The sequence below is a fragment of the Pseudomonas sp. LPB0260 genome, from assembly GCF_013388395.1.
Window position 1 is genome coordinate 5,994,294 of the sequence record NZ_CP058247.1, and the last position, 21,179, is coordinate 6,015,472.

The window sequence follows — 21,179 nt, forward strand, 5'->3', positions numbered from 1 at the left end:
CATGCAAGCAGTCTAGCCAGTGGCCAGCGAGCGCATGTTGCGCGAGGTCAAGGCGCGCGGCTCAGCGCAGGCTCAGATGGCGGCTCAGCAAGGCGCGCAGGGCCGCCGGCTTGACCGGCTTGGCCAGGTAGTCGAGGCCGGCGGCATGCACCTCGGCGATCAGCTCGGCGCGCCCGTCGGCGCTGATCACCACGCCGGGTACCGGCTCGCCCAGGCGGGTGCGCAGCCAGGCCATCAGCTCGGTGCCGGTCTCGCCCTCGTCGAGGTGGTAGTCGACCAGGGCCAACTGCGGGCGCACGTCCTCGCTGAGCAGGTGCTCGCACTCCAGGCGGTTGCGCGCCGTCCACACCTGGCAGCCCCAGCGCGACAGCAGGCTGTGCATGCCGGCGAGGATGCTGTCCTCGTTGTCGATGCAGATCACCTGGGAGCCGCTCAGGGGCTGGCCATTGATCTCGGCCGGGGCGCGCTGCGGCGCGGCCGCCGGCAGTCGCGCCAGCGGCACGCTGACGCTGAACACGCTGCCCTTGCCCGGCCAGGAGCGTACCTGCAGCGGATGCTCGAGTACCCGGCAGAGGCCGTCGGCGATCGCCAGGCCGAGACCCAGGCCTTTCTCCGCGCGGGTCTGGTGGCTGTCCAGGCGCTTGAACTCCTCGAAGATCACCTTGCGCTTGTCCTCGGGGATGCCCGGGCCGCGGTCCCAGACCTCCAGGCGCAGCTGCCCGCCCTGGCGGCGCACGCCGAGCAGCACCCGGCCCTTGGCATAACGGAAGGCGTTGGTGAGGAAGTTCTGCAGCACCCGGCGCAGCAGCTTGATGTCGCTGTCGATGCGCAGGCGGCTGCCGCGCAGGCGGAAGTCGATGCCCTGTTCGGCGGCCAGCACCTTGAACTCGGCGCCCAGGGTGTCGAACAGGCTGCTCAGGGCGAAGGCATTGCGATCGGGGGAGATGCGCCCGCTTTCCAGGCGCGAGATGTCCAGCAGGTCGGTGATCAGGTCCTCGGCCGAGCGCAGCGAGCTGTCCAGGTGGCGCACCAGCTCCTGGGCCTCGCGCGGCAGTGCATCGTCCTGGTGGGAGAGGGCGGCGGAGAACAGCCGCGCCGCGTTCAGCGGCTGCATCAGGTCATGGCTGACCGCGGCGAGGAAGCGGGTCTTCGACTGGTTGGCGCCCTCGGCGCGGGCCTTGGCCTCGCTCAGCGCCTGGTTCAGCTGCGACAGCTCGAAGGTGCGCTCTGCCACGCGCTGCTCCAGGCCCTCGTTGGCGGCCTTGAGCGCGCGCTCGGCCTCGCGGAACTCGGTGATGTCGGTGAAGCTCATGACGAAACCGCCGCCGGGCATGGGGTTGCCGATCAGTTCGATGACCCGGCCGTTGGGAAACAGCCGCTCGTATTTGTGCGCGGTGCCCTGGCGCATCCAGTGCAGACGCTTGGCGACGTTCTCCTCGATGTCGATGTCGCCTTTGCCGAGCATGCCGCGCTCGGCGTTGAAGCGGATGATCTCGGCGATCGGCCGGCCGACGTAGATCATGCCGTCCGGGTAGTCGAACAGCTCCAGGTAGCGGTGGTTCCAGGCCACCAGGCGCAGGGACTGGTCGACCACGCTGATGCCCTGGGTGATGTTCTCGATCGCCCCCTGCAGCAGTGCGCGGTTGAACTGCAGCACCTGGCTGGCTTCGCCGACGATGCGCACCACGTCCTCGACCTGCATCTCCCGGCCCTCGATGGCCGCCTTGACCACCGCGCGGGTCGAGGAGGCGCCCAGCACACCGGCGAGCAGGCGTTCGGTGTGGGCGATCCAGTCGCCGTTGGCCGGCTGGTCGAGGTCGAGCTCCTGGCCCTGGCGGGCGGCGATACGCTGGAAACTCTGCCGTGCGCGCTCGTCGCCGACGAAGCGGCTGGCCAGCAGCAGCAGGTCGTCGACCTGCACCGCCAGCAGGCTGCGGTTGCTCGGCTTGGCGCCGAAGTCATGGCCGATGAAGCGGCCGGCCTGCCAGTGCTCGGCCACCCGGGTGCGGGAGAAGTACGAGACCCCGGCAAACAGCAGGAAGTTGCCGGCCAGCGACAGCACCACGCCGCGGGTCAGCGGGTCGACCTCGAAGCCCAGCGGCGCGTAGAGCAGGGCGTGCAGGCCGGGCAGGCTCTCCAGCGGCCAGCCCAGGCTGCGCGCCACCAGCGGCATGATCAGGGTGTAGAACCACAGCAGGGAGCCGACGCCCAGGCCGGCGAACACCCCGCGGCGATTGGCCTGCTTCCACACCAGGGCGCCGAACATGGCCGGGCCGATCTGGCCGATGGCAGCGAACGACACCTGGCCGATGGTCGCCAGGCTGACGCCTTCGCCGAGCAGGCGGTAGCACACGTAGGCCAGCAGCAGGATCAGCACGATGCTCACCCGCCGGGCCGTGAGCATCCAGTGGCGGAAGGCCTCGAACGGCCGTTCGGTGTTCTGTCGGCGCAGCAGCCAGGGCAGCAGCATGTCGTTGGAGATCATGGTCGACAGCGCCACCGAGGCGACGATGACCATGCCGGTGGCCGCCGAGGCGCCACCGATAAAGGCCAGCAGGGCCAGGGCCGGATGGGCCTCGGCCAGCGGCAGGCTGATGACGAAGGAGTCCGGGCTGACCCCGGCCGGCAGCAGCATCTGGCCGGCCAGGGCGATAGGTACGACGAACAAGGCGGCCAGCACCAGGTAGGCGGGAAACACCCAGCGGGCCAGGCGCAGGTCATTCGGGTCGATGTTCTCCACCACGGCGACGTGGAACTGCCGCGGCAGGCAGACGATGGCGATCATCGCCACCGCGGTCTGCACCAGCATCGCGGGCCAGTTCACCGCCTCGGCCCAGAATGCCGTCAGCTCGGGGGTGACCTCGGCCTGGCCGAGCAGGTCGTCGAAGCCGTTGTACAGGCCGTAGGTGACGAAGGCGCCGACGGCGAGGAAGGCCAGCAGCTTGACCAGCGACTCGAAGGCAATCGCCAGGACCATGCCGCGGTGGTGCTCGGTGGCATCCAGGTTGCGCGTGCCGAACAGGATGGCGAACAGCGCCAGGACCATGGAGACGATCAGCGCGGTGTCCTGGGCACGGGTTTCGGCGGACTCGGCGCCAGTGTCGATCAGCAGGTTGACCCCGAGGACGATGCCCTTGAGCTGCAGGGCGATATAGGGCAGCACCCCGACCAGGTAGATCAGCGCCACCACCACGGCCAGCGCCTGCGACTTGCCGTAGCGGGCGGCGATGAAGTCGGAGATCGAGGTGATGTTCTCCTGCTTGCTGATCAGCACCATCTTCTGCAGCACCCAGGGCGCGCCCAGCAGCAGCAGGATCGGCCCGAGGTAGATCGGCAGGAACGACCAGAGCTGCTCGGCGGACTGGCCGACCGCGCCGAAGAAGGTCCAGCTGGTGCAGTACACCGCCAGCGACAGGCTGTAGACCCAGGCGCGCATCCGCGGCGGCAGGGGCGTGCTGCGGCGATCGCCATAGAAGGCAATGGCGAACAGGATGGCCATGTAGATCAGGGCGACCGTGGCGATCAGCCCGCTGGACAGCGACATGTACACTCCGGCGACAAACAGTGGTGACTCATCGATCCTGGCCCTCCGGGCCGATCGAGCGGCAACCCCGAAGCAGACGACTTCTACGGGTCTGCACAGTGTCGCAGCAAAGCCCTCCGGCGTCAGGTGCGACCAAGGTCGCAGCCCGCCGGCCAGGCGGCGCTTCGTGGCAGCGGGCCGGCAATTGTGCGCGGCAGCCAGCCCTGTTAGCGTGAACCGCCTGCGTCCATGTGCGAGGAGGGAGCCGTGTTCAAGCCGCAGTTGATTACCCTGCAGCGCGGCGCGTTGCGTATCGAGCCGATGCTCGACGCCGATATCCCGGCGCTGGTGGCCCTGGCCGAGGCCAACCGTCAGGAGCTGCTCTATATGAGCGGTGCCCAGCGCCTCGACTGGTATCGCCAGGGCCTGCTGGAGCAGCGCGAGGGCAAGGCCCTGGCGTTCGTCGTTCGCCTCGGCGAGCGGCTGGTCGGCACCACCCGTTTCGGCGACTTCATGCCGGCGCTGCCTGCGGCCGAGATCGGCTGGACCTGGCTCGACCGCAGTCAGCACGGCAGCGGGCTGAACAGCATGATCAAGTACCTGATGCTGCGCCACGCCTTCGAGAGCTGGCGCATGGTGCGCGTGCAGTTGAAAACCGCGGCGAGCAACCTGCGTTCGCAGCGCGCCATCGAGAAGCTCGGCGCCCAGCGCGAGGGCGTGCTGCGCAATCACCGCCGCCTGGCCGATGGGCGCCTGGACGACAGCGTGCTGTACAGCATCACCGACCAGCAGTGGCCGCTGGTAAAACGACAACTGGAGGCGCGTTTCGGCGCGTGAAGCATGGATGAACTGGCACTGCAGAACCTTCAAGACCGCGCGCTCCGCCGAGGATATCCTGGCGGGTCAGGAGGAGAGTTCCCATGACCCGCGCGCAAGTCTTTCTATTCGGTACCCGTGACAGCATCCCGATGATCGTCGGCATTCTGCCGTTCGGGCTGATCTACGGCGCCCTGGCCAGTGTCGCCGGGCTCAGCCTGTGGCAGGCCCTGGGCATGTCCCTGCTGGTGTACGCCGGTTCCGCGCAGTTCATCGCCATCAGCCTGCTGACCCTGGGCACCGGGGCGGCGGTGATTCTCCTCACCACCCTGGTCGTTAATCTGCGCCATGTGCTCTACAGCGCGGCCTTGCAGCCCTATGTCGGTCCATTGCCGCAGCGCTGGCGCTTGCCCCTGGCCTTCGGCCTGACCGACGAAACCTTCGCCGTGGTGCAGCGCCGCTACCTGGCCCGTGGCATGGACGGGCACGGGCGGTGGTATCACGCCGGGGTGGCGCTGGCGCTGTACCTGTCCTGGGTCGGCAGTTCGCTGGCCGGCATCCTGTTCGGCCAGAGCGTGCCGAACCTGGCCGGCTGGGGGCTGGACTTCGCCATGCTGGCGACCTTCATCGGCATCGTGGTGCCGGCGTTGCGCAATCGACCGCAAGTCGCGGCGGCGCTGGTGGCCGGCGCGGTGGCGCTGCTGTGCCACGCCTGGCCCTACAAGCTCGGGCTGATGGCCGCCGCGTTCAGCGGCATCGCCGTGGGCGTCGTCCTGGAGCGGCGGATACCCGCCGAGCCGTGCGGGGAGTGCGCCTGATGCAGATCTGGTGGTTGATCCTCGGCATGGCGCTGATCACCTTCGCCATCCGCTACAGCCTGTTCGCCTTTCCCGACCTGCGCTTTCCGCCGCTGGTGCGCCAGGGCCTGCACTACGTGCCGACCGCGGTGCTCACCGCCATCGTGGTGCCCGGCATGCTGCTGCCCGACGGCCAGCATTGGGCGTTGCGCCTGGATAACGCCTACCTGCTGGGCGGCCTGGCAGCCATCGCCATCGCGGCCACCACCCGGCATCTGCTGGCGACCATCGGCGGCGGGCTGCTGGTGTTCTTCCTGCTGCGCTGGGCATTCGGCCAGTTGCCGCTCTGAGTGCGGTCTTTTAGCCGAGGAGGTGGCAAAACTCGCCGAATCCTGTGGCTTTCCCCTGGGCTGTTGCAGTCCAATGCTGGACGACCCGTTTAGGTCATAGAAGACAGGTACAAGGAAGATGTCCCCAGATTCGCAATTCACCCTGCTCGGTAAAAAGCGTTTCCTGCCGTTCTTCATCACCCAGCTGCTCGGCGCCTTCAACGACAACATCTTCAAGCAGTCGCTGATCCTCGCCATCCTCTACAAGCTCAGCTCCGGCGCGGACAAGAGCCTGCTGGTCAACCTCTGCGCGCTGCTGTTCATCCTGCCGTTCTTCCTGTTCTCGGCGCTCGGTGGGCAGTTCGGCGAGAAGTTCGCTAAGGACGCGCTGATCCGCGCGATCAAGTTCGCCGAGGTCCTGATCATGCTCGCCGGCGCCGCCGGAGTGCTGCTCGACAGCCTGCCGCTGATGCTCGCCGTGCTGTTCTGCATGGGCACCCAGTCGGCGCTGTTCGGCCCGGTGAAGTACTCGATCCTGCCGCAGCACCTGCGCGAGGAGGAGCTGGTCGGCGGCAACGCCCTGGTGGAAATGGGCACCTTCCTGGCCATCCTCGCCGGCACCATAGGCGCCGGCATCATCATGGCCAACAGCGGCTACGCGCAGATCGTCGCCGCCTCGGTAGTGACGGTGGCGGTGCTCGGTTACCTGGCCAGCCGCGCCATTCCCCGGGCCCGCGCGGCCATGCCGGAACTGGCGCTGGACTGGAACATCTTCCGCCAGTCCTGGCGGATCATGCGCCTGGGGCTGGTCGAGCAGAAGGTCTCGGTGTCGCGCTCGCTGCTCGGCAATTCCTGGTTCTGGTTTCTCGGCGCGGTCTACCTGACGCAGATCCCGGCCTACGCCAAGGACTGGCTGCATGGCGACGAAAGTGTGGTGACGCTGATCCTCACGGTGTTTTCCCTGGGGATAGGCCTGGGCTCGATGCTCTGCGAGCGGATGAGCGGGCGCAAGGTGGAAATCGGCCTGGTGCCCTTCGGCTCGATCGGCCTGACCCTGTTCGGCATCCTGCTGTGGTGGCATTCCGGTGACTTCGTCCAGGGCGCGCAACCCCACGACTGGCTGGCGCTGCTGCAGTTCTCCCAGGCCTGGTGGGTGCTCGGGGCGATCCTCGGCATCGGCTTGTTCGGTGGCTTCTACATCGTGCCGCTGTACGCGCTGATCCAGTCGCGCACCGTGGAGCACGAGCGGGCGCGGGTGATCGCCGCCAACAACATCCTCAATGCCCTGTTCATGGTGATCTCGGCGCTCGTCTCGATCCTCTTTCTCAGCGTCGCCGAGCTGTCGATTCCGCAGCTGTTCCTGGCCATCTCGCTGATGAACGTCGCGGTCAACAGCTACATCTTCAAGATCGTCCCCGAGTTCAGCATGCGCTTCCTGATCTGGCTGTTGGGCCACTCGATGTACCGGGTCGAGCACAAGGGCCTGGAGGCCATCCCGGACGAGGGCGCGGCTGTGCTGGTGTGCAACCATGTGTCCTTCGTCGACGCGCTGCTGATCGGTGGCGCGGTGCGCCGGCCGGTGCGTTTCGTCATGTACTACAAGATCTACAACCTGCCGGTGCTGAACTTCATCTTCCGCACCGCCGGCACCGTGCCGATCGCCGGGCGCAGCGAGGACCTGCTGGTGTACGACGCGGCGTTCAAGAAGATCGCCGAGTACCTGCGCAACGGCGAACTGGTGTGCATCTTTCCGGAGGGCAAGCTGACCGGCGACGGCGAGATCAACGAATTCAAGAGCGGCATCGAGCGCATCCTCAAGGAAAACCCGGTGCCGGTGATTCCCATGGCGCTGCAGGGGCTGTGGGGCAGCTTCTTCAGTCGCGATCCGAAGCGGGCGCCATTTCGCCGGGTATGGTCGCGCATCGGCCTGGTCGCCGGTGCGCCGCTCGAGCCGCAGGCGGCGGACCGCCAGCGGCTGCAGGCCCAGGTGGCCGAGCTGCGCGGCGAGGTGCGCTGACCCGCAGAAGCCCGCCGGGTGGCGGGCTTCTCCTGCGTCAGTGACTGAGCTTGAGGCCGACCAGGCCGCAGAGAATCAGCGCCACGCTGGCCAGGCGTACCAGCGCCATGGATTCGCCGAACAGGATGATCCCGGCGATCACCGTGCCGAGCGCGCCGACACCAGTCCAGATGGCGTAGGCGGTGCCCAGGGGCAACTCCTTCATGGCCAGGCCGAGCAGCGCCAGGCTGACGATCATCGCCGCGACGGTGAGCAGGGTGGGCAGGGGGCGGGTGAAACCATCGCTGTACTTCAGGCCGACGGCCCAGCCGACTTCGAACAGGCCGGCGAAAAACAGAATGATCCAGGACATAGGCACCTCCGAGGGTTGGCAAAGGCTAGGGGCCGTCCCCGGATGGTCACTCGTGGAGTGCTGAGGTCGTCCTCAGGCTGCTGGCTATTGTCCACGGCTGGGCCGCCGGGGCAAGCCGCCGTGGACCGGCGGATGCCCCGAGGGCGGAGGCGATCAGATGCCCTGGGGGATCTCTTCGCCGCCCAGTGCCTCGAACAGCGCCGGGAGGAATTCGACGAAGGTCAGCATCATCAGGGTGAAGCTGGCATCCAGCTGGCCCAGGGCGTCATCGCCGCCGTCCTGCTCGGCCTGGTCCTGCAGCAGGTCCTCGAAGCGCAGGCGCTTGATCACCAGCTTGTCGTCGAGGACGAAGGACAGCTTGTCCTGCCAGCCCAGGGACAGTTGGGTGACCTGTTTGCCGGCGCTCAGGTGCAACTGGATCTCGTCGCTGGTCAGGTCCTGGCGCTTGCAGCGCACCACGCCGCCATCCTCATGGGTGTCGCGCAGCTCGCACTCGTCCAGCACATGGAAGTCGGCGGCGGCCTGTTGCGCCTTGACCCAGTCGGTCATGGTCGCGCTCGGCGCGATCTTCACCGTCAGCGGTCGCACCGGCAGCGAGCCGATGGCCTCGCGCAGGGTCGACAGCAGGTCCTCGGCGCGCTTGGGGCTCGAGGCATCGACCAGGATCAGGCCCTGGGCCGGGGCGATGGCGGCGAAGGTCGCCGACTTGCGGATGAAGGCGCGCGGCAGGAAGGTCTGCACGATCTCGTCCTTGAGCTGGTCGCGTTCCTTCTTGTAGACCTTGCGCATCTGCTCGGCTTCGATCTCGTCGACCTTCTCCTTCAGCGCGTCGCGCACCACGCTGCCCGGCAGGATGCGTTCCTCCTTGCGCGCGGCGATCATCAGGAAGCCCTGGCTCTCGTGCACCAGCGGCGCGTCGGCGCCCTTGCCGAAGGGGGCGATGAATCCGTAGGTGGTCAGTTCCTGGCTGGCGCAGGGGCGCGCCGGCTTGGCGGCCAATGCGGCTTCGAGTGCCTCGGCATCGAACGGGACATTTTGGGTGAGGCGATAAACCAGCAGGTTACGAAACCACATGAGCGGGTGATTCTCCATTAACGCAAAGCGCGCATTATTCTCCCCTCGACGGCGAAGGCCAACCCTGCGCTAAGCCTTTGCTACGCCAATAAAATTTTTTTCAATCAGGGCTTGCCAAGGTGTCGATGGCTCTCTAGAATGCGCCCCACTTCGAGAGTGAAGGGTGATTAGCTCAGCTGGGAGAGCATCTGCCTTACAAGCAGAGGGTCGGCGGTTCGATCCCGTCATCACCCACCAAACTCGCTTTTGAGGTTACGCGCAGCGGTAGTTCAGTCGGTTAGAATACCGGCCTGTCACGCCGGGGGTCGCGGGTTCGAGTCCCGTCCGCTGCGCCATTTTTTCCTCGCTTCATCTCCGCTCCATGTCCGCACCACACCTTCGCAACATTCGCAGTACTTCTCCGATTTTCCGTTAAAACACCTGAACTTATGCGCATTTTCCGGTTCGTATCCTGGTAGCCAGTGATCGCGGCGGCCTGCTAAGCTCGCGCCTTCACTCGATTGCCCTAGGGCGCACCGGACAAGGAATAAGCATGAAACAGCATCGTTTGGCAGCAGCGGTTGCGCTGGTTGGCCTGGTACTCGCAGGTTGCGATTCGAAGACCAGTGTCGAGCTGGAGACGCCTGCGCAGAAGGCCTCCTACGGCATCGGCCTGAACATGGGCAAGAGCCTGGCCCAGGAAGGCATGGACGACCTGGACTCCAAGGCCGTGGCCCAGGGCATCGAAGATGCCATCGGCAAGAAAGAGCAGCGCCTGAAGGACGAAGAGCTGATCGAGGCCTTCGCCTTCCTGCAGAAGCGTGCCGAAGAGCGCATGGCGGAGATGAACGAGGAGTCGGCCAAGGCCGGCAAGAAGTTCCTCGAAGACAACGCCAAGCGCGACGGCGTGGTGACCACCGAATCGGGCCTGCAGTACGAAGTGCTGAAGAAGGCCGACGGTGCCCAGCCCAAGGCCAGCGACGTGGTGACCGTGCACTATGAAGGCAAGCTGACCGACGGCAGCGTGTTCGACAGCTCGATCGAGCGTGGCAGCCCGATCGATCTGCCGGTCAGTGGCGTGATTCCGGGCTGGGTCGAAGGCCTGCAGCTGATGCACGTCGGTGAGAAATACAAGCTGTATATCCCCAGCGAGCTGGCGTATGGCGAGCAGAGCCCGACTCCGGCGATTCCGGCCAACTCCGTGCTGGTGTTCGAGCTGGAACTGCTGTCCATCAAGGACGCCGCAACCGAGCAGTAAGTTTTCGGTTGTTACAACGCCCCGTCTCGACGGGGCGTTGTCGTTTCTGGCGCCAATAAAAGGGCGAAAATTGACGACCAGTCGGTCCGAAAAGGGCCCGGTTCGATGTTCCGGTGTTACGGTTATGCACATTCGCTATCACGTGCGGCGACGGCCAGCAAGAACCTTGGTCGAGAAACCTGCTGGCTTTTTAAGTTATTGATTTGTATTGGTTTTATTGGCTGTATAAAAAATCGCCGATCTGTCTCAAGGCCTGATAAGACGGGCCTTTGGCCGGCTCATCCAGATTATGTTCACAGGGTTATCCACAGCTTGCGTGGATAACCTCAAGGAGCCCAGCAAGCATGCTGGCTGGCGAGGAGCGACCATGAAAACACCCTGGGGATTCGCCCGATTTCTGCCGCTGGCGCGGCAAATCCTGAGCCGGGCCCGGCTGCCGGGCCTTCTGTTGGCAGTCGCGCGCAAGAGTGCTCGGCCCGGTCGGCGCTTTGCCGAGCTGAAGGAGGATCTGCTCCTGCTGCAGAACCTCTGCCTGGCCTGGTGGCGCGGCGAATACCGGGCGATCAGTGGCGAGGCGTTACTGGCGGTGGTCGCCGCGCTGCTGTATTTCGTCACGCCGCTGGACGCGCTGCCGGACTGGCTGATCGGCGTGGGCTTTATCGATGACCTGGCAGTGCTGGCCTGGGTGCTACGGACCTGGAGTGGCGAACTCGACGCCTTCCGCGCCTGGCGGGAGGCCCAGGCTCCGGAGGTGCTCGAGATCATCGAGCGGCTGCCGGCGGACGACGCTGCCCTGACAGATGAGTCGAAACCCTGAGGATCGCGCTCAGCGCGCCTGCAGCGCTGGGCAGACCGGTGCTGCGCTCTGTCGTCGAGGTCCGTGGGGCGCCGGCAGCGTGACCGACGACCGCCCTCCGGCCTGCTCCACGAGCCTTCGCGCCGGATAGTTCGCGCTCCTGTCGGCGCCGGGCTGGTAACATAGGGCCCAGCAAGGAATGGACTGAAACGCTCAATAGCGCTTTCCATGGAGAGTTGATAATGAATGTGCAAGTGATCAAGAGTGACGGCGAACCGCAGTATGCGGTATTGCCGTGGGCGGAATATCAGGCGCTGTTGCAGGCGGCCGGCCGTGCCGAACAGGGCGCCGAGCCGCCAGCCGCGCCAGCGTCGGCGCCGGCATTGAGTCAGCTGGCGCGCCTGCGCGAAGCCAAGGGCCTGGCGCCCGAGGAGTTGGCGCGCGCCGTGGGCATCAGCCCGCATTATCTGGGAATGATCGAAAGCGGTGAGCGCCAGCCGGATGCGGCCATCCAGCGTGCGCTGGCCTGGACGCTCGGCGTTGCGGGCTGGGAGGCGGACTCTTGACAGTCAGTATCAGTCGTCAACATTGGCAGGCCCTGCTCACCGAACTGGAAGAGGCGCGGCGCCAGCGCCATCTGCTGACCTATCGCGCGCTGATCGAGCGTCTGGCCTTGCCGAGCCCGGCGATGCAGACCCTGACCGCCGCGCTGGAGCACCTGGCGGCACTGGATGCGCGCGCCGAACGGCCGCTGCGCAGTGCCCTGGTGATCAGTCAGGGCGCCAGTCGCCTGCCGCGTACCGGTTTCTTCGACTGCGTGACGCGCCTGGGGCGCTTCAGTGGCGCCTCCGACGGCATCGCCGCGGCGTCCTGGCATGCCGGTGAAGTGGCGCGGGTGTTCGAGTTCAGCTACCCGGACGAGGTCTAGTGCTCCACCGGCTGCGCGCTCGGCTGGGTTATGCCCTGGCCAGACGCCTGTTCCACTGGTCCTGGTGGGTCAGGCAGCCGCGTGGCTGGCGCTGGCTCGAGGGCCGGTTCGCGCGCATGGCCAACCTGGGTGATGTCGCGGCGCAAAGCTTCTATGGCCATATCCTGCTGTTTCGCGGCCAGGGGCTGGGGGCGCGGGACGAGGGCGTGCGGCTGCTGCGCCTGGCCGCCGCAGGTGGCGACGGCAAGGCCGCTTACCAACTGGGCGTGCTGAGTCTGGCCGGCGATGCCCGGCAGGCGCCCGATGGCCGGCAAGCCTTGCGCTGGTGGTCGCTGGCCAGCGAGGCCGGTCACCCCTTGGCCGCTCGGCGTCTGGCCGCGCTGTACCGTGATGGCGCCCCGGGCCTGCCGGCCGATCGCGCGGCGGCGGCGCGCCTGGCCGCCCGGGCCGAAGCGCTCGGACTCTAGGCCGAGAGTTTTTCCGTATCGATGATGTGCAGGCTGTAGCCGGGCACCGCCTTGGCCTGGCGCTTGGCCTCCGAAGCCAGGGCGGCGAGCTGCTCGGCGTCCAGCTGTGCGCACTGGGCGGGGCGCAGGTGTACCACGCCCAGGGACAGTGACAGCAGCGGGAAGTCCTGGCGCTGGCCCTGGCGGTTGAAGGCGCTGAAGTAGCCCGCGTGCAGGTGCTCCTCGCTGTAGAAGCGCCGGCAGCGACTCTGAAAGTCCTCCAGCAGGCGATTGAGGCGGGCACGCCAGTCTTCCGAGCCGAGCACCAGGAGGAAGTCGTCGCCGCCGATGTGGCCGACGAAGTCGCGCGCCCGGTCGACCCGCTCGCTCAGGCTCTGCGCCAGGCTCAGCAGCACCTCGTCACCCTTGGCGTAGCCATAGAGGTCATTGAACGGCTTGAAGCTGTCGATGTCGACGTAGCACACCACCGCTTCCCGGGCCTGCTGCAGCAGGCGGGTCAGGCACTGCTGGATCGGCACGTTGCCCGGCAGCATGGTCAGCGGGTTGGCATGCCGGGCGCGCTGGATCTTCATCTCGGTGATCAGCTTGAGCACGTCGATGACCCGTCCCATGCCGCAGTAGCGGCCCTCGAGGGTGATGATGAAGTCCTCCTCGATGCGCTGCCGGGCGCGGCTGGTGAGCAGGCGGCTGACCTTCTGCAGCGACTGATCCCGTTCGACGGCGAGAAAGTCGTCGCTCATCAGCCGGCTGATCGGTTTGCGCGAATACAGCTCGGTGGCGAAGGGCTTGAGCAGGGCGTCGGCCAGTGAGTGGCGGTGGATGATGCCCACGGGCTGCTGGCGCTCGTCCAGCACCGCCAGGGAGTTGAGGTTGGCCTGGGCGCGGAAGGCTTCGAGCACCGCGGCGGTGGAGGTCGACCAGGACACGGCGGCTTGCCGGTTGAGCAGGCTGGTTAGGTCGCCTTCGCTTTCGCCCAAGCCGGCCGGTGGGCTGGCCAGCGTCGGCAGCAGGGTGCGCACTTCACGTGGCGGCTGCTCAAGGGGGCGGCTGATCAGGTAGCCCTGGACCAGATTGACGCCCATTTCCGAGAGCACGGCCAGCTCTTGCGCCTGCTCGATGCCCTCGGCGATCACCTCGGCGCGCGAGGCCTTGGCCATCTTCAGGATCGAGCCGACGAACTCGCGCTTGACCGCATCCTGGTGAATGCCCTCGATGAAGTGGCGGTCGATCTTCACGTAGTCCGGTCGCAGCTCCGACCACAGGCGCAGGCTGGAATAGCCGGCCCCGAGGTCGTCCAGGGCGATGGAGAAGCCCATGGCACGGTAGTGATGCAGGGCCTTGTCGAGCAGGGCGAAGTCCTCGGTAGGCGACTGCTCGGTCAGCTCGATCACCACCCGGCTCGGCGGGATGCCCAGGCTCTGCAGCAACTGCAGGGTGCGCCCGGACTGGTGGTCGGACTCCAGCAGGGAGTCCGGCGAGACGTTGAGAAACAGCTTGCCGTCGAGCTGCAGCGCGCTGAAGCGTTGGCAGGCGCTCTTGCGACAGGCCCGCTCCAGCTCACTCAGGCGCCCGGCATGGCGGGCCACGGCGAACAGGTTGATCGGCGAGTGCAGGGCGCTGTTGGAGGGGCCGCGCGTCAGGCCTTCGTAGCCGTAGATGCGCCGCTCGGAAAGGGAAACTATGGGCTGGAACAGGCTGCTCAGGTCGCCGTGAGCGAGGATATGGTCCAGTGCGCTCAACTGCTCGGTGACGGTCATCTAGGGCCTCTATCTCCAGAAAAACAAAGGGGCTGATCCTGCGATCAGCCCCCTGCATTTCACGACGGTTTCGTGACCGTTTGATGACTGCGCGGTTCTAGTGCTTCGCCACGGCGGCATTGAGCCCGAGGTAGTCCAGGAGGATGTGCCCACTTTCGGCGAGGAAGGCGTCATCCTGGCCCTGGTCTTGCTCCTCGCTCGCTACCTCGGGATCTTCTTCCTTCAGCTCGGTCAGCGGCGCCAGGCCCTTGGCCTTGCGCCGGTTGTTCTCGATGACCAGCTGCTGGGCCTCGATCTCGGCCTGCTGGGCGCGGCGCTTGCTTTCGTTGAGGCTGACGCTGGTCTCGCCCATCAGCTTCTTCGCCAAGGCCAGGCGTTCGCGGGTGAAGGTGAAGTCCGGGTTCTTCGCGGTACGGCTGTCATAGCGGCTCTGCAGCTCGGCGAGGAACGGCATGATCGGGTCCCGCTCGGGTTTGATCGCCGGGCGGATGCTGTCCCAGGGCAGGGCCTCGGGCAGCGCGCTCTCGCCGATCTCCTTGGTGTCCATGACGTCCGGATACTGGATGTCGGGGATCACCCCCTGGTGCTGGGTGCTCTGCCCGGAGACGCGGTAGAACTTGGCCAGGGTCAGTTTCAGCTCGCCATGATTGAGCGGCTGGATGGTCTGCACCGTGCCCTTGCCGAAGGTCTGGCCGCCGAGGATCAGCGCGCGGTGGTAGTCCTGCATGGCGCCGGCGAAGATCTCCGAGGCCGAGGCCGACAGGCGGTTGACCAGCACGGCCAGGGGGCCGGAGTAGTAGGTGCCGCGGTTCTCGTCGGCCAGCACGTCCACGCGGCCGTCGCTGTTGCGCACCAGCACGGTCGGCCCCTGGTCGATGAACAGCCCGGTCAGCTCGGTGGCTTCCTGCAGCGAGCCGCCGCCGTTGTTGCGCAGGTCGATGACCACGCCGTCGACCTTCTCCTTCTCCAGTTCGCTGAGCAGGCGTTTGACGTCGCGGGTGGTGCTCTTGTAATTCGGATCGCCGGCACGGTAGGCCTTGAAGTCCAGGTAGAAGGCGGGAATCTCGATGACCCCCAGCTTGTAGTCGCGGCCTTCATGCTTGAGTTCGAGCACCGACTTCTTCGCCGCCTGCTCCTCCAGCTTGACCGCCTCGCGGGTGATGCTGACCACCTTGCTGCTCTGGTCGTTGGGCGCATTGTTGGCCGGGATCACTTCCAGGCGCACCAGCGAGCCCTTCGGCCCGCGGATCAGCTTGACCACCTCGTCCAGGCGCCAGCCGATCACGTCGACCATCTCGCCGTCGCCCTGGGCCACGCCGATGATCTTGTCCGCCGGGGCGATCTGCTTGCTCTTCTCCGCCGGACCGGCCGGCACCAGGCGCACCACCTTGACGTGCTCGTTGTCGGTCTGCAGCACCGCGCCTATGCCTTCCAGGGACAGGCTCATGTTGATGTCGAAGTTTTCCGCATTGTCCGGCGACAGGTAGGTGGTGTGCGGGTCGTAGGTGGTGGCGAAGGCATTGATGTAGGCCTGGAACACGTCCTCGCCACGGGTCTGGCGCAGGCGCGCCAGCTGGTTCTTGTAGCGCTTGGTCAGCAGCTCCTGGATGGCCTTGGGCTCCTTGCCGGCGATCTTCAGGCGCAGCACCTCGTCCTTCACCCGCTTGCGCCAGAGGTCGTCGAGTTCCGCGACATCCTTGGCCCAGGGGGCGTTCTCGCGGTCGATCAGCAGGCTCTCGTCGCGGCTGAAGTCGAGCTTGTCGATGCCCTGTTCGAGCAGGCCGAGGGCGAACTGCAGGCGCCCCTGCAGGCGCTCGAGCTGGCGCTTGTAGATGGTGAAGCCCGGTTCCAGGTTGCCGCTTTTCAGCAGGTCATCGAACTGCTCGCGCCACTGGTCGAACTCGGCGATATCCCCGGCGGTGAAATAGCTACGCGCCGGGTCGAGCATCTTCAGGTAGCCCTGGTAGATCTTCGCCGAACGCGCGTCGTCCAGCGGCGGCTTGTTGTAGTGATGGCGTTTCAATAGCTCGACGACGTTGAGGCTGGCGATGACCTGCTCGCGGTCCGGCTGCAGGTATTCCCAGGAATCGGCCTGGGTGGTCTTCGCGGCCAGGGGCAGCGCGCTCAGACCGAGGGCAAAGGCGAGGGTGGCGCAGAGCAGTGAGCGCTTCATGCTGATTCGACGCGAGGGTAATTGATAACGCATATTAGGCCGTCTAGAGGGGCGCCGAGTTCCATGGGCGCAAAGCAGAGGCCCAGCGCTGAGCGCCGGGCCCGGTTCAAATCCACTATGGAGGCAGCGTGAAGGCATTGCAAGGCGTTGAAGGCCGGACGGAATGGGCGCAACAGCCCACCCCGGCCTGTGATGTAGGGGAAATTCGCATTCGCGTGGCGGCGGCCGGCCTCAACCGGGCCGACCTGCTGCAGCGCGCGGGACTCTACCCGCCGCCGCCCGGGGCCAGCGAGGCGCTCGGCCTGGAATGCGCCGGCATCGTCAGCGAAGTCGGCGCCGGTTGCGACTGGCAGGTGGGTGACCGGGTCTGCGCCCTGCTCGCCGGTGGCGGCATGGCCGAGGAGGTGGTGGTCGATGCGCGCCACGCGCTGCCGCTGCCCGACGGCCTGTCGCTGGCCGAGGCGGCAGCCGTGCCGGAGGTCTATGCCACTGCCTGGCTCAACCTGTTCCAGCTGGCCGCGCTGAAGCCGGGCGAAAAGGTCCTGCTGCATGCCGGCGCCAGCGGCGTCGGCTCGGCGGCGATCCAGCTGTGCAAGGCCTTCGGCAATCCCTGCTGGGTCAGCGTCGGCTCGCCCGAGCGGCTGGCCTATTGCCAGGCCCTGGGGGGCCAGGGCGGCGTGTTGCGTGGCGATGACGGCCTGCAGGCGCTGCGCGACTTCGGGCCCTTCGATGTGATCCTCGACCCGGTGGGCGGCAGCTACGCGGCGCTCAACCTGGAGCTGCTGGCGCGCGATGGTCGCTGGGTGAATATCGGCCTGATGGGCGGGCGCAAGGCGGAGCTGGACCTGGCGTTGCTGCTGGGCAAGCGCATTCAGCTGATCGGCTCGACCCTGCGCACGCGCGACGACCAGTTCAAGGCGGACCTGCTGCGCGACCTGCAGCAGCACCTCTGGCCGCTGTTCACCGAGGGCCGGCTAAAGCCGCAGTTGGAGCGCTGCTACCCGATCGAGGAGGCGGAGCTGGCCTTCGCCGAACTGGCCGGCAACCGGGTCAACGGCAAATTGGTACTGCTGATCGACGAAAGCCTGGCCTGAGCCGGGGAGGGGCATTGCCGGCGCCTGCGGCAATGCCCTGGATAGATTTCTTGATGAAATCCATGGGCGTGGATTGAGTTGCTCAATCAATCCAATGGGCTCAATCAATAAGGTTTTTAGATCGTCTCGCTCTAAGATTCTCCGGGTCAACTTTCCAACCCTCAGAAGGAATCAGAGATGAACCTCATCAACACCCAGGTCCAACCGTTCAAGGCCAACGCTTTCCACAACGGCCAGTTCATCGAAGTCACCGAACAGTCCCTGAAGGGCAAGTGGTCCGTGCTGATCTTCATGCCGGCCGCCTTCACCTTCAACTGCCCGACCGAGATCGAAGACGCCGCCAACAACTATGCGGCCTTCCGCGATGCCAACACCGAGGTGTACATCGTCACCACCGACACCCACTTCTCGCACAAGGTCTGGCACGAGACTTCCCCGGCGGTCGGCAAGGCTCAGTTCCCGCTGATCGGCGACCCGACCCACGCCCTGACCAACGCCTTCGGCGTGCACATCGCCGAAGAAGGCCTGGCCCTGCGTGGCACCTTCGTGATCAACCCGGAAGGCGTGATCAAAACCGTGGAAATCCACTCCAACGAGATCGCCCGCGACGTCTCCGAAACCCTGCGCAAGCTCAAGGCTGCCCAGTACACCGCGGCCAACCCGGGCCAGGTTTGCCCGGCCAAGTGGAAAGAAGGCGAAGCCACCCTGGCCCCGTCGCTGGACCTGGTCGGCAAGATCTAAATCTGCCGCCTTCCCGCTCCCGAGCAGCTGCTTAGGGGCGGGAAACCTTTCTGCGCTGCCAGGGCTGCCACCCAGCCCGGCCAGCGCCCGAATGCCCGGGCGCGATCCGCCCGGGCATTTTATTGCCCGAATTTCGTCATAGAGGACACGCCGCCATGTTGGACGCCAACCTGAAATCCCAGTTGAAGGGCTACCTGGAAAAGGTCAGCCAGCCGTTCGAGATCGTCGCGTCCCTCGATGACAGCGACAAATCCCGCGAGCTGCTCGCACTGCTGCAGGACATCGTCGGCCTGAGCGACAAGATCGCCCTGAAGACCGACGGCGTTGATGCGCGCACGCCGTCCTTCTCGCTCAATCGCCCGGGCGCCGATATCGGCCTGCGCTTCGCCGGCATCCCCATGGGCCACGAGTTCACCTCGCTGGTGCTGGCCCTGCTGCAGGTTGGTGGCCATCCGTCCAAACTGGCGGCCGAGCTGATCGAGCAGGTCAAGGGCCTGGAGGGCCAGTTCAGCTTCGAGACCTACTTCTCGCTGTCCTGCCAGAACTGCCCGGACGTGGTCCAGGCGCTCAACCTGATGGCGGTGCTCAACCCGAATATTCGCCACGTGGCGATCGACGGCGCGCTGTTCCAGGCCGAGGTCGAGCAGCGGCAGATCATGTCGGTGCCGAGCATCTACCTCAACGGTGAGCCCTTCGCCTCCGGCCGCATGGACGTCGAGGAGATCCTCGCCAAGCTCGACACCGGCGCCAGCGCCCGCGATGCCGAGAAGCTCAACGCCAAGGCCGCGTTCGACGTGCTGGTGGTCGGTGGTGGCCCGGCCGGCGCCGCGGCGGCCATCTACGCCGCGCGCAAGGGCATCCGCACCGGCGTGGCCGCCGAGCGTTTCGGCGGTCAGGTGCTCGACACCATGGCCATCGAGAACTTCATCTCGGTGCAGGAGACCGAGGGGCCGAAACTGGCCCGCGCCCTGGAGGAGCACGTCAAGCAGTACGAGGTGGACATCATGAACCTGCAGCGCGCCAGTGCGCTGATTCCGGCCAGCAGCGCCGGCGGCCTGCACGAAGTGAAGTTCGACAGCGGTGCCAGCCTCAAGGCCAAGACCCTGATCCTCGCCACCGGCGCCCGCTGGCGCGAGATGAACGTGCCCGGCGAGCAGCAGTACCGTGGCCGCGGCGTGGCCTACTGCCCGCACTGCGACGGGCCGCTGTTCAAGGGCAAGCGGGTGGCGGTGATCGGCGGCGGCAACTCCGGCGTCGAGGCGGCCATCGACCTGGCCGGCATCGTCGCTCAGGTGACCCTGATCGAGTTCGACAGCCAGCTGCGCGCCGATGCGGTGCTGCAGAACAAGCTCAACAGCCTGGGCAACGTACGGGTGATCAAGAGCGCCCTGACCACCGAGGTGAAGGGCGATGGGCAGAAGGTCAACGCCCTGGTCTACCGGGACCGCAACAGCGACGAGTTGCATGAAATCGAGCTGGAAGGGATCTTCGTGCAGATCGGCCTGCTGCCCAACAGCGACTGGCTGAAAGGTGCGATCGAGCTGTCGCCACGGGGCGAGATCATCGTCGATTCGCGCGGCGAGACCTCGGTACCGGGCATCTTCGCCGCCGGCGACGTGACCACCGTGCCCTACAAGCAGATCGTCATCGCCGTGGGCGAGGGGGCCAAGGCGTCGCTCTCCGCCTTCGATCACCTGATCCGTTCGGCTTGATCGGCTCGGCCAGATCGGCTCGGCTTGATTGGCCGCTTGCGCGGTCGTCAGAGAAAAGACGGCTAACCCTCGGGTTAGCCGTTTTTTTTGCCAGTCCGGCGCAGCTGCCGGACGTCAGCTACAGCACCAGGGTACGCACCACCAGGCCGTTGCGGGTGGCATGGGAGTAGGGGCAGACCACATGGGCCTGGCCCACTATCGCCTCGGCCTGGGCGTGATCGATGCCCGGCAGGCGCACCTCCAGAGCCACGTCCAGGCCGAAGCCCTCGCCGTCGTCGCGGGCGCCGATGCCGACGGTGGCGGTGACCGTGCTGTCGTCGTCGATCGTCACCTTCTGCTTGCCGGCGACGAACTTGATCGCGCCGAGGAAGCAGGCCGCATAGCCGGCGGCGAACAGCTGTTCCGGATTATTGCCCTCGCCACCCGGGCCGCCCAATTCCTTGGGCGTGGTCAGGGTCACGGCCAGGGCGCCGTCCGCGGTGCTGGCCTTGCCGGTGCGGCCGCCGGTGGCGGTGGCCTGGGTCGAGTACAGAACATTCATCGCGTATCTCCTGTGCGGTTGCGGGAACGGACGCTGCATAGTTTCAGTAAATCAGCTTCTGCCCGATGCGCCCGGTCGAGTGCCGGGCGGCGCTAGACTCTCCCTGGCCAGTGCCCGGGATTTTCCCTGGGCCACACGCGCCAAGGTGGCTTGCCGATGCTCAGCATTCAGGGCCTGTACAAGAGTTACCCGACGCCCCAGGGGCCGCTGCCGGTGCTGCGCGGCGTCGACCTGCACCTGGCCGCCGGCGCCAGCCTGGCGCTGATGGGCGAGTCCGGCAGCGGCAAGAGCACCCTGCTGCACCTGGTGGCCGGGCTCGACCGCGCCGATGCCGGCAGCATCCGGGTCGGCGAGCGGGCGCTGGAGCGGCTCGATGAATCCGCGCTGGCCGCCTGGCGGCGCAATGGCATCGGCCTGGTGTTCCAGCAGTTCAACCTGATCAGCAGCCTGAGCGTCGCCGACAACCTGGCCTTCCAGGCGCGCCTGGTGGGCCGTCACGACCCGCGGTGGCAAGGCGAGCTGAGCGAGCGCCTGGGCCTGGGCGCCTTGCTGCGCCGTTACCCCGAGCAGCTGTCGGTCGGTCAGCAGCAGCGCGTGGCCCTGGGCCGGGCGCTGGCGTCCCGGCCGCCGCTGCTGCTGGCCGACGAACCCACCGGCAGCCTGGACGAGCACAGTGCCGACGAGGTGCTGGCGCTGTTGCTCGAGCTGCTGGCCGGCAGCCGTACCAGCCTGCTGATGGTGACCCATAGCGCGCGGGTGGCGGCCCGCCTGCAGCGCCGCCTGACCCTGCAGGGCGGGCGCCTGCTGGAGCCGGGGGCGGATTGA

At 66.5% G+C, this 21,179-nt stretch carries 19 protein-coding genes and 2 tRNA genes; 15 read left to right on the plus strand and 6 right to left on the minus strand.

What is annotated here, in order from left to right; all coding sequences use genetic code 11:
• Positions 1 to 61: 61 nt before the first annotated feature.
• Positions 62 to 3,544, minus strand: coding sequence for a PAS domain-containing hybrid sensor histidine kinase/response regulator (locus tag LPB260_RS26970; protein ID WP_208708949.1), 3,483 nt, complete (start codon positions 3,542 to 3,544; stop codon positions 62 to 64).
• A gap of 246 nt (positions 3,545 to 3,790) precedes the next feature.
• Here LPB260_RS26970 and LPB260_RS26975 point away from each other — a divergent pair, with 246 nt between their 5' ends.
• The 4 genes from LPB260_RS26975 to LPB260_RS26990 all read left to right on the plus strand — a co-directional run bounded on the left by LPB260_RS26975 (position 3,791) and on the right by LPB260_RS26990 (position 7,482).
• Complete coding sequence (locus LPB260_RS26975) at positions 3,791 to 4,360, plus strand: GNAT family N-acetyltransferase (RefSeq protein WP_208708950.1); 570 nt, start codon at positions 3,791 to 3,793, stop codon at positions 4,358 to 4,360.
• A gap of 83 nt (positions 4,361 to 4,443) precedes the next feature.
• The gene (locus LPB260_RS26980) at positions 4,444 to 5,157 is read left to right on the plus strand and encodes an AzlC family ABC transporter permease (RefSeq protein ID WP_208708951.1); all 714 of its coding nucleotides are present in this window, start codon (positions 4,444 to 4,446) and stop codon (positions 5,155 to 5,157) included.
• The gene (locus LPB260_RS26985) at positions 5,157 to 5,486 is read left to right on the plus strand and encodes an AzlD domain-containing protein (protein WP_208708952.1); all 330 of its coding nucleotides are present in this window, start codon (positions 5,157 to 5,159) and stop codon (positions 5,484 to 5,486) included. Before LPB260_RS26980 ends, LPB260_RS26985 begins: the two co-directional genes overlap by 1 nt.
• 118 nt (positions 5,487 to 5,604) lie before the next feature.
• Positions 5,605 to 7,482: an MFS transporter gene (locus LPB260_RS26990; RefSeq protein WP_208708953.1), complete on the plus strand. Its 1,878-nt coding sequence runs from the start codon at positions 5,605 to 5,607 to the stop codon at positions 7,480 to 7,482.
• 37 nt (positions 7,483 to 7,519) lie between these two features.
• On the opposite strand, the gene sugE is transcribed toward LPB260_RS26990, so the two are convergent.
• A complete protein-coding gene (gene sugE / locus LPB260_RS26995; protein ID WP_208708954.1) occupies positions 7,520 to 7,834 on the minus strand; it encodes a quaternary ammonium compound efflux SMR transporter SugE in 315 nt (104 codons plus the stop codon).
• A 153-nt stretch (positions 7,835 to 7,987) separates the two neighbouring features.
• On the minus strand, positions 7,988 to 8,908 hold the full coding sequence (gene rdgC / locus LPB260_RS27000; protein WP_208708955.1) for a recombination-associated protein RdgC: 921 nt from the start codon (positions 8,906 to 8,908) through the stop codon (positions 7,988 to 7,990).
• Between the two features lie 161 nt (positions 8,909 to 9,069).
• On the opposite strand from rdgC, the gene LPB260_RS27005 reads away from it, so the two are divergent.
• The 7 genes from LPB260_RS27005 to LPB260_RS27035 all read left to right on the plus strand — a co-directional run bounded on the left by LPB260_RS27005 (position 9,070) and on the right by LPB260_RS27035 (position 12,336).
• Positions 9,070 to 9,145: transfer RNA gene (locus tag LPB260_RS27005), tRNA-Val, on the plus strand.
• 21 nt (positions 9,146 to 9,166) lie between these two features.
• Positions 9,167 to 9,243 (plus strand) — tRNA-Asp (locus LPB260_RS27010).
• Positions 9,244 to 9,440: 197 nt separating this feature from the next.
• Positions 9,441 to 10,145, plus strand: a complete 705-nt coding sequence (locus LPB260_RS27015) for an FKBP-type peptidyl-prolyl cis-trans isomerase (RefSeq protein ID WP_208708956.1) — start codon at positions 9,441 to 9,443, stop codon at positions 10,143 to 10,145.
• A 367-nt stretch (positions 10,146 to 10,512) separates the two neighbouring features.
• Entirely contained in the window at positions 10,513 to 10,962 is a 450-nt protein-coding gene (locus tag LPB260_RS27020) for a YkvA family protein (protein ID WP_208708957.1), read from the plus strand.
• Between the two features lie 221 nt (positions 10,963 to 11,183).
• Positions 11,184 to 11,507, plus strand: a complete 324-nt coding sequence (locus tag LPB260_RS27025) for a helix-turn-helix transcriptional regulator (protein ID WP_208708958.1) — start codon at positions 11,184 to 11,186, stop codon at positions 11,505 to 11,507.
• Complete coding sequence (locus LPB260_RS27030) at positions 11,504 to 11,869, plus strand: hypothetical protein (RefSeq protein ID WP_208708959.1); 366 nt, start codon at positions 11,504 to 11,506, stop codon at positions 11,867 to 11,869. The genes LPB260_RS27025 and LPB260_RS27030 overlap by 4 nt, the downstream gene beginning before the upstream one ends.
• The gene (locus LPB260_RS27035) at positions 11,869 to 12,336 is read left to right on the plus strand and encodes a sel1 repeat family protein (protein WP_208708960.1); all 468 of its coding nucleotides are present in this window, start codon (positions 11,869 to 11,871) and stop codon (positions 12,334 to 12,336) included. The genes LPB260_RS27030 and LPB260_RS27035 overlap by 1 nt, the downstream gene beginning before the upstream one ends.
• On the opposite strand, the gene LPB260_RS27040 is transcribed toward LPB260_RS27035, so the two are convergent.
• Together LPB260_RS27040 and LPB260_RS27045 are read right to left on the minus strand one after the other, a co-directional pair.
• Positions 12,333 to 14,093, minus strand: coding sequence for a bifunctional diguanylate cyclase/phosphodiesterase (locus tag LPB260_RS27040; protein ID WP_208708961.1), 1,761 nt, complete (start codon positions 14,091 to 14,093; stop codon positions 12,333 to 12,335). The two genes, LPB260_RS27035 and LPB260_RS27040, sit on opposite strands and share 4 nt — an antisense overlap.
• Before the next feature lie 97 nt (positions 14,094 to 14,190).
• Positions 14,191 to 16,266 carry a carboxy terminal-processing peptidase gene (locus LPB260_RS27045; protein ID WP_208708962.1) on the minus strand — a complete coding sequence of 692 codons (2,076 nt, stop codon included), beginning with the start codon at positions 16,264 to 16,266 and terminating at the stop codon, positions 14,191 to 14,193.
• 128 nt (positions 16,267 to 16,394) lie between these two features.
• Here LPB260_RS27045 and LPB260_RS27050 point away from each other — a divergent pair, with 128 nt between their 5' ends.
• The 3 genes from LPB260_RS27050 (at position 16,395) to ahpF (ending at position 19,813) form a co-directional block, all read left to right on the plus strand.
• A complete protein-coding gene (locus LPB260_RS27050; RefSeq protein WP_208708963.1) occupies positions 16,395 to 17,360 on the plus strand; it encodes an NAD(P)H-quinone oxidoreductase in 966 nt (321 codons plus the stop codon).
• A 177-nt stretch (positions 17,361 to 17,537) separates the two neighbouring features.
• Positions 17,538 to 18,101: an alkyl hydroperoxide reductase subunit C gene (ahpC, locus tag LPB260_RS27055; RefSeq protein ID WP_208708964.1), complete on the plus strand. Its 564-nt coding sequence runs from the start codon at positions 17,538 to 17,540 to the stop codon at positions 18,099 to 18,101.
• A gap of 155 nt (positions 18,102 to 18,256) precedes the next feature.
• Positions 18,257 to 19,813: an alkyl hydroperoxide reductase subunit F gene (ahpF, locus tag LPB260_RS27060; protein ID WP_208708965.1), complete on the plus strand. Its 1,557-nt coding sequence runs from the start codon at positions 18,257 to 18,259 to the stop codon at positions 19,811 to 19,813.
• 118 nt (positions 19,814 to 19,931) lie between these two features.
• On the opposite strand, the gene LPB260_RS27065 is transcribed toward ahpF, so the two are convergent.
• Positions 19,932 to 20,354 (minus strand): organic hydroperoxide resistance protein, encoded by a 423-nt coding sequence (locus LPB260_RS27065; RefSeq protein ID WP_208708966.1) that lies wholly within the window; start codon positions 20,352 to 20,354, stop codon positions 19,932 to 19,934.
• A gap of 156 nt (positions 20,355 to 20,510) precedes the next feature.
• On the opposite strand from LPB260_RS27065, the gene LPB260_RS27070 reads away from it, so the two are divergent.
• Entirely contained in the window at positions 20,511 to 21,179 is a 669-nt protein-coding gene (locus LPB260_RS27070) for an ABC transporter ATP-binding protein (RefSeq protein WP_208708967.1), read from the plus strand.

Coding starts and splice junctions, on each gene's coding strand:
- LPB260_RS26990 (WP_208708953.1), top strand. CDS start 5,605: ATGTCCCCAGATTCGCAATTCACCCTGCTCGGTAAAAAGCGTTTCCTG.
- LPB260_RS26980 (WP_208708951.1), top strand. CDS start 4,444: ATGACCCGCGCGCAAGTCTTTCTATTCGGTACCCGTGACAGCATCCCG.
- LPB260_RS26970 (WP_208708949.1), bottom strand. CDS start 3,544: ATGTCGCTGTCCAGCGGGCTGATCGCCACGGTCGCCCTGATCTACATG.
- LPB260_RS27025 (WP_208708958.1), top strand. CDS start 11,184: ATGAATGTGCAAGTGATCAAGAGTGACGGCGAACCGCAGTATGCGGTA.
- LPB260_RS27040 (WP_208708961.1), bottom strand. CDS start 14,093: ATGACCGTCACCGAGCAGTTGAGCGCACTGGACCATATCCTCGCTCAC.
- rdgC (WP_208708955.1), bottom strand. CDS start 8,908: ATGTGGTTTCGTAACCTGCTGGTTTATCGCCTCACCCAAAATGTCCCG.
- LPB260_RS27065 (WP_208708966.1), bottom strand. CDS start 20,354: ATGAATGTTCTGTACTCGACCCAGGCCACCGCCACCGGCGGCCGCACC.
- LPB260_RS27020 (WP_208708957.1), top strand. CDS start 10,513: ATGAAAACACCCTGGGGATTCGCCCGATTTCTGCCGCTGGCGCGGCAA.
- LPB260_RS26985 (WP_208708952.1), top strand. CDS start 5,157: ATGCAGATCTGGTGGTTGATCCTCGGCATGGCGCTGATCACCTTCGCC.
- ahpF (WP_208708965.1), top strand. CDS start 18,257: ATGTTGGACGCCAACCTGAAATCCCAGTTGAAGGGCTACCTGGAAAAG.
- LPB260_RS27070 (WP_208708967.1), top strand. CDS start 20,511: ATGCTCAGCATTCAGGGCCTGTACAAGAGTTACCCGACGCCCCAGGGG.
- sugE (WP_208708954.1), bottom strand. CDS start 7,834: ATGTCCTGGATCATTCTGTTTTTCGCCGGCCTGTTCGAAGTCGGCTGG.
- LPB260_RS27015 (WP_208708956.1), top strand. CDS start 9,441: ATGAAACAGCATCGTTTGGCAGCAGCGGTTGCGCTGGTTGGCCTGGTA.
- LPB260_RS27045 (WP_208708962.1), bottom strand. CDS start 16,266: ATGAAGCGCTCACTGCTCTGCGCCACCCTCGCCTTTGCCCTCGGTCTG.
- ahpC (WP_208708964.1), top strand. CDS start 17,538: ATGAACCTCATCAACACCCAGGTCCAACCGTTCAAGGCCAACGCTTTC.